This window comes from Roseateles sp. P5_E11 (assembly GCF_054049355.1).
In genome coordinates this window covers 1-9,920 of record NZ_JBFUMO010000190.1, presented here as the reverse complement: position 1 = coordinate 9,920, position 9,920 = coordinate 1, and the positions used below count along the sequence as shown (strand labels likewise).

Annotated in this window: 12 protein-coding genes and 1 pseudogene; 6 read left to right on the top strand and 7 right to left on the bottom strand. The window is 66.3% G+C overall.

The genetic code is table 11. The features are described 5' to 3' along the window. Window positions 1-133 precede the first annotated feature (133 nt). Window positions 134-565, bottom strand: a complete 432-nt coding sequence (locus ACXJKR_RS15495; protein ID WP_457323579.1) for a hypothetical protein — start codon at window positions 563-565, stop codon at window positions 134-136. Between the two features lie 68 nt (window positions 566-633). Next, complete coding sequence (locus tag ACXJKR_RS15490; RefSeq protein WP_457323578.1) at window positions 634-1,020, bottom strand: hypothetical protein; 387 nt, start codon at window positions 1,018-1,020, stop codon at window positions 634-636. A 544-nt stretch (window positions 1,021-1,564) separates the two neighbouring features. Between ACXJKR_RS15490 and ACXJKR_RS15485 the strand changes: the two are divergent. The 3 genes and pseudogenes from ACXJKR_RS15485 to ACXJKR_RS15475 all read left to right on the top strand — a co-directional run. Further along, window positions 1,565-1,810 (top strand): annotated as a pseudogene (locus tag ACXJKR_RS15485) (phage integrase N-terminal SAM-like domain-containing protein); the annotation flags it as partial. A 16-nt stretch (window positions 1,811-1,826) separates the two neighbouring features. Next, window positions 1,827-1,979: an integrase gene (locus tag ACXJKR_RS15480; protein WP_457323581.1), complete on the top strand. Its 153-nt coding sequence runs from the start codon at window positions 1,827-1,829 to the stop codon at window positions 1,977-1,979. Next, on the top strand, window positions 1,976-2,206 hold the full coding sequence (locus tag ACXJKR_RS15475) for a DUF6429 family protein (RefSeq protein ID WP_457323580.1): 231 nt from the start codon (window positions 1,976-1,978) through the stop codon (window positions 2,204-2,206). Before ACXJKR_RS15480 ends, ACXJKR_RS15475 begins: the two co-directional genes overlap by 4 nt. 49 nt (window positions 2,207-2,255) lie before the next feature. Here ACXJKR_RS15475 and ACXJKR_RS15470 read toward each other — a convergent pair whose 3' ends face one another. The 3 genes from ACXJKR_RS15470 to ACXJKR_RS15460 form a co-directional block, all read right to left on the bottom strand. Then, a complete protein-coding gene (locus ACXJKR_RS15470) occupies window positions 2,256-3,494 on the bottom strand; it encodes a class I SAM-dependent methyltransferase (protein ID WP_457323577.1) in 1,239 nt (412 codons plus the stop codon). Between the two features lie 12 nt (window positions 3,495-3,506). Further along, window positions 3,507-4,034 carry a PEP-CTERM sorting domain-containing protein gene (locus tag ACXJKR_RS15465; RefSeq protein ID WP_457323576.1) on the bottom strand — a complete coding sequence of 176 codons (528 nt, stop codon included), beginning with the start codon at window positions 4,032-4,034 and terminating at the stop codon, window positions 3,507-3,509. Between the two features lie 118 nt (window positions 4,035-4,152). After that, a complete protein-coding gene (locus tag ACXJKR_RS15460) occupies window positions 4,153-4,824 on the bottom strand; it encodes a histidine phosphatase family protein (protein ID WP_056193121.1) in 672 nt (223 codons plus the stop codon). A 52-nt stretch (window positions 4,825-4,876) separates the two neighbouring features. On the opposite strand from ACXJKR_RS15460, the gene ACXJKR_RS15455 reads away from it, so the two are divergent. From ACXJKR_RS15455 to ACXJKR_RS15445, 3 genes are read left to right on the top strand one after another with little or no spacing between them, the layout of a single operon-like run. After that, window positions 4,877-5,323 (top strand): GNAT family N-acetyltransferase, encoded by a 447-nt coding sequence (locus ACXJKR_RS15455; protein WP_162247735.1) that lies wholly within the window; start codon window positions 4,877-4,879, stop codon window positions 5,321-5,323. Next, entirely contained in the window at window positions 5,316-5,975 is a 660-nt protein-coding gene (locus ACXJKR_RS15450) for an alpha/beta hydrolase (protein WP_457323575.1), read from the top strand. The genes ACXJKR_RS15455 and ACXJKR_RS15450 overlap by 8 nt, the downstream gene beginning before the upstream one ends. A gap of 58 nt (window positions 5,976-6,033) precedes the next feature. Further along, complete coding sequence (locus ACXJKR_RS15445) at window positions 6,034-7,263, top strand: hypothetical protein (RefSeq protein WP_457323574.1); 1,230 nt, start codon at window positions 6,034-6,036, stop codon at window positions 7,261-7,263. On the opposite strand, the gene ACXJKR_RS15440 is transcribed toward ACXJKR_RS15445, so the two are convergent. Next, the gene (locus tag ACXJKR_RS15440) at window positions 7,260-7,700 is read right to left on the bottom strand and encodes a GNAT family N-acetyltransferase (RefSeq protein WP_457323573.1); all 441 of its coding nucleotides are present in this window, start codon (window positions 7,698-7,700) and stop codon (window positions 7,260-7,262) included. The two genes, ACXJKR_RS15445 and ACXJKR_RS15440, sit on opposite strands and share 4 nt — an antisense overlap. Further along, entirely contained in the window at window positions 7,697-9,826 is a 2,130-nt protein-coding gene (locus ACXJKR_RS15435; protein ID WP_457323572.1) for a prolyl oligopeptidase family serine peptidase, read from the bottom strand. The genes ACXJKR_RS15440 and ACXJKR_RS15435 overlap by 4 nt, the downstream gene beginning before the upstream one ends. Between the last annotated feature and the right edge of the window lie 94 nt (window positions 9,827-9,920).

The following is a 9,920-nucleotide window of genomic DNA, read 5'->3' as shown; positions in this document are numbered from 1 at the left end:
GGGCACAAATGAGCGGCGCGGCTGTCACGTCATCTCCCGTATGCCCAACGTAGACGTCACCGGCGACTTGCGGCTGTGAGGCGCATAGCGCCGGAAGGCCACAAGGCGTCCGAGTTAACGGGCAGGTTAGAGCTCAATCTTCGTCCTCCACCCAAATGCACGACGCGTAGCGCTGACTGATCGCCAGAACACCTGCATCGAACGTTGACTCGGTCAACGGGTTCCATCCGAAGCTGGAAGGACCCTGCTTCCGGGAAAAGTTCTCCGACCAATCCGCATTGATATAGAACGTAGCACCGGGCTCCTGTGATGCAAGGAACTGATACGCCAGTTCCGTGGCGCGTGCGAGTGGCATCACTTCGCATTTGTAGGCCATGTCCTGATGAAGAATCGCCACCAGGACCTGGGCGGCCTTGTCACCGGGCACTTCCCGCAAGAAGCTCGGTTCAGGCGCTAGACCAAATACCGACATTAGCGCGCCAAGTTGTGGCTCTCCCAACACGTTCGTGCTTGCACATCGGACATAGCCAGCCTCTCGCTCAGCGGGAATGTCGTGAAACCACATCTTGAGCTTTATCGTGCGAGCTCAGCGGACGGCGAAGCCGTCCGCTGGAGCGAAAGGTTGAGCCGCATTCAAACCTGCCTGCGCCCGAAGGCGACAGGGAAGAACCTTGATTGCGAGGCTTGGAACGTCACCGACCATTCGCCGTACACATCGGCTTCGAGCGAGAAGTAGAAACTGCATTGGTCTTCTGTTTCGCCGGGCACGCGGCCCGACTCAACGCCCTCGAAGTGCCAGTCTCCTGGTGCGGCGACCTTAGCCCGGTCAACGAATGCGTCCAGGTATGCGACCGCCTTGGTCTTGAGATCTTCCACCGACTCGATTGCTGAACGAACGAGTGCGAGCCGAGCCGGCGCGGGCTGATCGGCCTCGCCCGCAACGACGATTTCGTAGGCGTACCCGCTCGGCGGGTCAATCATCCACAGCCTAGCCTCTGACAGAAAACGCATGTTGCTCATGCTGCTCAACGTCAAAGGTCAGCGGGCGGCGGAGCCGTCCGCTGCAGCGACAGGTTGGGCAGCAGGCTGGTACCAAACCTCAGTGCCCACGGGAACATCTGCTTTTGAGAGTCCGTGAAAGACGCAACCCCACCGCGGCTCCTTGGGCGGCGGGGTTTGGGAAATCCACTGAACCGTGAGCATTGCTTGCACAGCAGAAGCGTCAGGCATTCGCAGTTGGACTTCAAGTTTGGATGGGCCGCCGTAGTCTTGCACGAGCGGACCGGGCACCACCACGAGCCCACCGAAGGCCGGGATATCGAAGGTGTCCTCAACTCTCAAGAGTAGCTTCATGCCTGCTGCTCAACGTGTTCTCGGGAGACCGCCACTGCTACTTAGGCAGGCAAGCTGCGCCCTAGATCGGTGCCGACTGGCGGACAAAAGCAATTGATTCATCAGCAATTTTTTCACGTTGACTGTATGGATATACAGCACCAAATTCCCGGCAAAAGCGGCGCGTCGTTACAAGTTCTCATTGAACAGAGGCAGTGCCGCTGGAGGGCTCATGATGCCAGTCCAGTTGCCGACCTTGCCACCTCGGGGAAACCTGCGGCCCCGGCCGTCACCGAGCGAATTGCCGCCACTGCGGTCGGTCCGCGTGCTCGATCAGTTGCGCGAGCGCTGCCGCCTCCTGCACTACAGCCTGCGCACCGAAGAGGTCTACGCCTACTGGGTAAAAGCCTTCATCCGCTTTCATGGGTTGCGGCATCCGGCGGAGCTGGGTGGGCCCGAGGTGGAGGCCTTCCTGACGTATCTGGCCAATGACCGTGCAGTGGCGCCGTCAACCCACAGCCAGGCCCTGTCTCGGCTACTCGGACGTGGCCACCACGATGATCTACACCCACGTGCTCAAGCTCGGCGGCGGTGCCGTGCGCTCGCCACTGGATGTACTGGCCATGGCTCGACAGGAGGCTTCATGAACCTGGACATCGAACGGATCGACGACGCCGTGCTGGCCTTGCTGCTGCTGGGCCTGCATGACGGCCAGCATGCGTGGAAGTCCTTCGATTGGGATGCGATGGGCCGGCTGCACGAGAAGGGGTTGATCAGCGACCCGGTCGGCAAGGCGACGTCCGTGGCTCTCACCGATGAAGGCCTGCAGAGGGCGGAGGCCCTGCTGCAGTCGCTATTTGGCAAGGCGGGCTAAGCGGCTGAGGCCGCACCGCCGCACCGCCGCAGCGGCGCCGGCCGACTCATCACCCCGCCAGCAACTGCTCCAACCGCTGCTCGCGCAGACCATAAAAGCGCTTGATCTCGGCAATCTGCGCCAGCAGCTCGGGCCGGCGCGCAGCCAACGCCTCGGCGGCCAGGCCCTGCGCCTTCACGGCCAGGATCATCTTGTTCTTGCTGGTGTGCTCCAGCGCGATGAACTCGAAGACCTGGGTGCGGTAGCCCTGGCTCTCCAGCAGCAGGGCGCGCAGCGAGTCGGTCACCATCTCGGCCTCCTGGCCGAGATGGATGCCGTGCTGCAGCATGGGCCGCAGCACGGCTGGCAGCGTCATCTGCGGGCGCAGCTCCTTGTGGCAGCAGGGCGAGCTCATGATCACTTTGGCGCCGGACTGCAGGCCGACGTGCAGGGCGTGGTCGGTGGCGATGTCGCAGGCGTGCAGGGCAATCATCACGTCCAGCGGTTGCACGGCCTGCGTTCTCACGTCGCCCTGGTCGAAACGCAGGCCGGTCAGGCCCTCGTTGTCGATGATGGCACCGCACAACTTGACCATGTCGTCACGCAGCTCGATGCCCGTCACGCGGGGGCTGAGGCCGTGGGACTGCAGCCAGTCATGCACGGCGAAGGTCAGGTAGCCCTTGCCAGAACCGAAGTCGGCCACCCGCACGGGGCCTTGCAGTTCGGCCTCGTCGACGGCCGAGGACAGGATCTCGACGAAGCGGTTGATCTGCTTCCACTTGCGCGCCATTGCCGGCACCAGCGCCGGCTCGCCCTTGACAAGGTGGGTCAGCCCCAGCGCCGACCACACGGGATTGACCATGTCCAGCGGGCGCTGCTTGGCCTTGTCGTGGGCGGCGGGAGCAACCGCCTCAGACCCATCGACGCGCGTCACCCGCAGCGTTTCGCGGCCCTTGCGGCTGATGGCGAACTGCACCTCTTCGGTCGCCGTGTGCAGATGGGCATTGCGAAAGCGCGCGCCCAGCAGCGTGGCGATCTCGGCCAGGCCCGCCTCGGGGGGGTGGTTCTTCGTCACGTCCTTGGTACGGTGGCGCCAGAGAAAGCTCAAGGCCGGCTCACCGCGCAGTTCGACCAGGCGCACGGTGAGGCGCTCGACGTCCTCGTCATCACCCACGGGGCCGGACAGCAGCAACTTGCCAAACTGCCCGCCGGCCAGGGCCAGGCGGATGAGGTGCAAAAAGCGCTCGTGGGCCGGCGCGGTGGCGGCCGGCGGCGGCGTGATGAGGGACGTGAACAAGGGCGCGGCCATAGCCGCGCATTGTCAGTGAGCCCGTCGGCGCTGGCTCCACAGGCCGATGAAGCCCATGCCCGCCATCAGCAGTGCCAGGCTCTGCGGCTCCGGCACGGCGGCCGTGACCTGCAACGGCTCCCAGCTCATGGACACCAGGCCCAGGCTCTCGTCGGCGACGACGCCCGGGATCATGTAGCTGGGCCAGCCCTTGCTGTCGAAGCTGAGGAAGCGCACGCCCTCCTCGTTCTGGCTGAAGGCGGCCATGTGCGAGAGCGTGCCGCTGGAGAGTTCGAACTCCAGGCCGGCGCGTTCGCTGAAGCCGAGGTTGAAGGCCTGCACGGCGCGGTTGCCGGACCAGTTCAGCTCAAACTCGGTCAGCTCATGGGCATAGAGCCAGCCATTGCCGTCGAGGTCGCTGCCGGCGAAATGGCCGCTCAGCGTGGCACCATCGGCGTAGCCGGTCTGGTTGAAGCTGTAGCTCTGGGCCTGGGCCGGTTCAACGAAGGTGGCGGCCAGGCTGATCAGGGTGGCGAAGGCAAAAAGGCGGGGTGAAGACATGACGGAACTCCATCGGGGGTTGAGGAGTCGTCATGCTGCCGACCGGGTCGCACGGCCGCTTCGCCCAGGAGAGCCATGCCCAGTGCCGTCGGTATTGGCCCGTTTGGGGCCGGCGCGCTCAGGCGTGCGTGATGTGCGCCCGCATCTCCGCCGTATCCAGGTGCGGCAGCGTGTTGAACGTGACGAGGTGGTGGCGCTTCGGGTTGAAGGCGAACTCGGTGACAGCCGAGTTGCGGATGCGCAGGTTGAGTTCCACAAAAGTCTCGGGCGGCGTGGACAGCACCTGGGCCACGGCCGTGGCGATAGGCCCACCGCTGGAGACGATGAGCACCTGTTTGCCCACACCCAAAGCCAGCACGCGTGCCAGCGCATCGGCCACGCCGGCGGCGAAATCCGCGTGCGCCGGCATGCCCACCGGTGCCGTCTCGCCGCTCATCCAGGCCAGCAGGCCCTGGCGAAGCAGCCGGAAGTGGTGCTTGACGGCCTCGGGGGTCGTCGGGGCATCGATGGGGCCGGGGTGGATGGCGCGCACGACGGCCTCGCTGTCGTACTCGTTCAGCCCCGGCAGTGCGACGGCGGGCAGATCCTCACCGTAGCCCTCGACGATGCCGGCCAGTGACTGCTTGTGCCGCCGCAGCGTGCCGGTGAACACGGCATCGAAGCGCTGGCCGCGTTCGCGCCAGTAAGCGCCGAGATGGCGGCATTGCTCATGGCCCTTGGCGCTGAGCTGGTCATAGTCGGCCGCACCAAAGCTGGCCTGACCGTGGCGGACGAGATAAAGGCTTCCCATGAACGTGATCATGAACGGCAAGGGCAGCGCCCGCTGTCGCGACAATGACGCCATGACACTTCGAATCGCCACGCGCGACGACACTGCCGAGATCTGGCGCGTGCGCTATGCCGTCACCGAGAACAAGCTGACCCCGGGCCGCATCTCGGATGCCGAACTGCATGTCTATCTGGAAGATTTCGGCCGTGGCTGGGTTGTCGAACTGGAGCCCGGGCGCATTGCGGGCTTTGCCATCGGCGACGCCCGCGACGGCCACATCTGGGCGATGTTCGTGGACCCGGCGTTGCATGGGCAGGGCTACGGCCGTCAGTTGCACGACGTGATGGTGAACTGGCTGTTCGCCCAGGGCCACGGGCGCCTGGACCTGGGCACCCAGCCCGATTCGCGCGCCGAGGCCTTCTACCGTCGAGCCGGCTGGACGCCGACCGACGAAGGCCTGGACGACTACGGCGACAAACGCTTTGAACTTCGCATCGAGAACTGGAACCCCCATGCTTGAAACCCATGTCGTCGAGACCGGCCCCAATCCCGGCACGACGCTGATCGTGCTGCACGGCCTGGGGGCCGACGGCCATGACTTCGTGCCCATCTGCGGCGAGCTGGACCTGAAAAGCCTCGGCGCCGTGCGCTTCGTGTTCCCGCATGCCCCCGAGCGGCCCGTCACGATCAACGGCGGCTATGTGATGCGGGCCTGGTACGACATCCTCGGCGCCGACCTCGTCAAGCGCGAGGACGAGGCCGGCCTGCGCGAGTCGCAGCGGCAGATTGCCGAACTCATAGACAGCGAGCGCCAACGCGGCGTGGCAGCGAACCGCATCGTCCTCGTCGGCTTCTCGCAGGGCTGCGCAATGGCGCTGATGACGGCGCTGCGCTACCCCGAGCGCCTGGGCGGCGCCGTCGGCTTGTCGGGTTATCTGCCGCTGGCTGCGACGACGGCCACCGAGCGCTCGGCGGCGAACGCCGACCTGCCCATCTTCATGGGCCATGGCAGCCAGGACACCATCGTCGTGCCCGCCCGCGGCACGGCCAGCCGCGACGCTCTGCGAACTCTGGGCCATGAGGTCGAATGGCATGACTACCCCATGCCGCACTCGGTCTGCATGGAGGAGATCGAAGACCTGAACGCCTGGCTGCTGAAGCAACTGGCTTGAATTCGGGGGCTTGTTTCCATCACCGACGGATGGGCTCGTCGGGGAAGATCAAGTAGTCATGGAGCGCCTGGCCGAACAGATCGTTGACTGGCACAACCGCCACCCGCTTGCGCGGCGCATCGCCGTGGGCGATGTGCACACCGTGGGCGTGGTGGCCCTGCCCTTTGTGCGCGCCTCCGCCGAGGCGGGCGGCCTGGTCGAGCCCGTGCTGACCGATGTGGTCAGCGCCTTCGACGCATTGCATGGCTCGCCCCCTCTGTCACGCTGGGCGGCATGGAAGCAGCGCCTGACGCATCTGCCGCGCCTGATCGCCCGGCGCCCGCGCACGCAGTGGCGCGCCTTCAGCGAGAAATTCCTGCCCGGCCTGAGCCCGGCCCAGGTCGAGCGCTTTGCGCTGGCCCATGGCTTTGCCGAGCCGCCGGCCACCCCCGACAGCCGGCCCTGGCGCGTCATCGTCATCGACGAGACCCTGGCCAGCTCCCACGGCGGCTGGCCTTTCGAGCTCTATGTGATGACGGCGGGCGTCGATGTGGGCAGCGCCCGCACCCGCGTGCTGGCCGGCCGCGGCATCCCTTCGGAAATCATTGGCCGCCGGCTGTGGGACCCGATCCGCCTGGGCGCAGCGGGTGCCGTGCTGGCGGTCCTGATCGCCGTGGGTGCCTGGATGCTGTGGCCCCAACGCGCGGCCGAGCCGGCCGCTGCGCCGCCCCCGACGGCAGCGTCGGCGGCATCAGCGCCGGCCCTGGCTGCCTCCGCCTCAGCCGCTTCTGCGCCCGCCTCCGTTCCAGAGTCGGCCGTTGCGGCCGCTTCAGCCGCGCAAGCGCCCGCCAGCGAGGCCGCAAGCGACGCGCCACCGCCCGATATTCGCCCCCGCCTCGTGGAGCGCACCGATGGCATCAAGCGCCCGCCGATCCTGCGCTCGGACAAGCCCGCCGAGGCGCCTGCGGAAAAGCCGGGCGAAAAGACGGTCGACAAGCCCGAGCCTGCCGCCAGCAAGCCCGAGCCCGTCGACCCACGCCTGGCTCGCCTGGCCCAGTCATCGGACAAGGTCGTCGTCGCCCTGGTCGGCCCGCCGGGCAGCAAGGCCGAGGCCGAGGCGCTGCTGGGGAAGATGAAGGCGGGCCTGGTCGGCGTGCACGGCAACCCCGACGCGCTGCAGGCCGATGTCATCCAGACGCCCGAGGGCTGGCGCGCAACGGTCTGGCCTTTCCCGAGCAGGGAGCAGGCCCAGCTGATCAATGCGACCCTGGTGGCGCGCGGCCTCAAGACCAAGGCCGTTAACTTCTAGGACCGGCGTATGACGAAGGCGCGCTTGTCGCCGCTGTCAAAGCCACAGCGCTCGTAGAAGGCCCAGACGGCGGGGTCTTTGCGACTGGTCGTCAACACGACCTTGTAGGCACCTGCGCCCCAGGCTTGATCAATCGCATGCCGGACGACGGCCTGGCCATGCCCCTGGCCGCGATGGYCCGCATGGGTGACGACGTTCTCGATGACGCCATAGCTGCTGCCGCCGCGCGTCAGGTTGGGGATGACGGCGAGGTTGCAGCTGGCGATGAGCGTCTCACCGTCAAAAAGCCCGAAATGGCGCAGCCACGGATGTGCGAACACGGCGTGTACCGCCTCTTGCGAAGGCGGCGCATCGCCGGCGTTCAGGTGCTGGTAGAGATCCGTCAGGGCATCGACATCGCCGACGCCCAGGTCGCGGATCGCGACCGACGCCGTCACTTCACTTCCAACTTCATCGTGTTGGCAATGAAAGCCAGGATGTCGCTGCGCTCCTCGATGATCTTGGATGTCGGCTTGCCCGCGCCGTGGCCGGCGTTGACCTCGATGCGGATCAGCTTCGGAGCCGCACCCGTGTCGGCGGCCTGCAGCGTGGCGGCGTACTTGAAGCTATGGGCCGGCAMGACGCGGTCGTCATGGTCGCCGGTCGTGATCAGCACGGCCGGGTACTTGGCGCCGCTCTTGATGGTGTGCACCGGCGAGTAGGCGCGCAGCGCGTTGAACATCTCCGGGCTGTCGGCGCTGGTGCCGTAGTCGGTAGCCCAGGCCCAGCCGATGGTGAAGTTCTGGTAGCGCAGCATGTCCATCACGCCGACCTGCGGCACGGCGACCGCGAACAGGTCGGGGCGCTGGTTGGTGACCGCGCCGACCAGCAGGCCGCCGTTGCTGCCACCGTTGATGGCCAGCGTCGCGGGGCTGGCGACCTTGTGGCTGATCAACCATTCGCCGGCGGCGATGAAGTCGTCGAAGACGTTCTGCTTCTTCAGCTTGGTGCCGGCCTCGTGCCAGGCCGAGCCGTATTCGCCACCGCCGCGGATGGAGGCGATGACGTAGACGCCGCCCATCCTCATCCAGGTCGCGGCCGTCACGCCATAGCCGGGCGTGATGGAGATGTCGAAGCCGCCATAGCCGTAGAGCAGGGTCGGGTTGCTGCCGTCGAACTTCAGGCCCTTCCTCGCGGCGATGAAGATGGGGAAGCGGGTGCCGTCCTTGCTGGTGACGAACTCGCGGCGGGTCTCGAACTCATCGGGGTTGAAGGCCGTCTTGGGACGCTTGAAGAGGCTGATCTTGCCGGTCTTGACGTCGTAGCGATGGATCTCGGCCGGGGTGGTCAGGCTGGTGTAGCTGAAGAAGGTTTCCTTGTCGCTCCAGCGCCCGCCGAAGCCGCCAGCCGTGCCGATGCCGGGCAGCTTGACCTCGCTGAGCTGCTTGCCGTCGGCGCCATGCACGCGCACGAGGGTCGCAGCGTCATGCAGATAGCTCAGCAGGAAACGGCCGCCGACGGCAGAGGCGGCCGTCATCGCATCCGGGCCCTCGGGCACCAGCGTCTTCCAATTGGCCTGCGCCGGGTTCTTCAGGTCGACAGCGACGAGCTTGCCGCGCGGTGCGCCCTTGTCGGTCTTGACGATCAGCTTGCCGTTGACGGCGGCGACAGGGGTGTACTGGGCGTCGAAGTCCAGCGTGATGGGCTGGGGCTTGCCGCCGGCAAAAGCCCCCTTGGGCAGGGGCAGCACCATCAGGCCGTTCTTGCTGCCGGCACTCTTCCAGACGCTGATGACCAGCAGTTGGCCGTCGTCCGACACCTCGGTGCCAAAGCCCCACTCCTTGTCGTCGCGGTTCTCGGCGACGAGCAGGTCCTCGCTCTGGGCCGTGCCGAGGCGGTGGTAATAGAGCTTCTGGAAGTAGTTGGCGCCCTTGAGCTTGTCGCCTTCCTTGGGCGCGTCATAGCGGGCGTAGAAGAAGCCCTTGCCATCGGCCGTCCAGGCGGCGCCGCTGAACTTGACCCATTCGATGGTGTCGGCGAGATCCTGTCCGGTGGCCAGGTCACGCACCTTCCAGGTCTGCCAGTCGGAGCCGGCACCGGCGATGCCATAGGCCAGCAACTTGCCGTCGCGCGAGGGCACGACGCCGCTCAGTGCCACGGTGCCGTCCTTGGACAGCAGGTTGGGGTCCAGCGCCACGACCGGCGTGTCGGCCAGCGACTTGGCCGTGTAGAGGACGTTCTGCTGCTGCAGGCCGTCGTTGCGGGTCCAGAAATAGCGGCCGCCTTCGCTGAAGGGGATGCCGAAGCGCTCGAAGTTGTAGAGCTCGGTGTAGATGCGGCGCGCCGGCAGGCGCTGCGGCATGGCGGCCAGGAACTTGTCGGTGACCTCGTTCTGCTGGACGACCCAGGCCTTGGTCTCGGCGCTGTTGTCGTCCTCCAGCCAGCGGTAGGGGTCGGCGACAGCCGTATCGTGATAGGCGTCGACCTGGTCGACCTTGCGCGTGGCGGGATAGCTGAGGCCCTGGGCCTGGGCGCTGGTGGCGAGAACGGCTGCGAGGGTGATGGCAGACAAGGTGAGCTTCATCGAGCGGTGTCCGGGATGTGTTCCGTGAAACCGCGGATTGTCAGCGCCGCCCGCGATGTGTTCCGTGAAACCGCGGATTGTCAGCGCCGCCCGC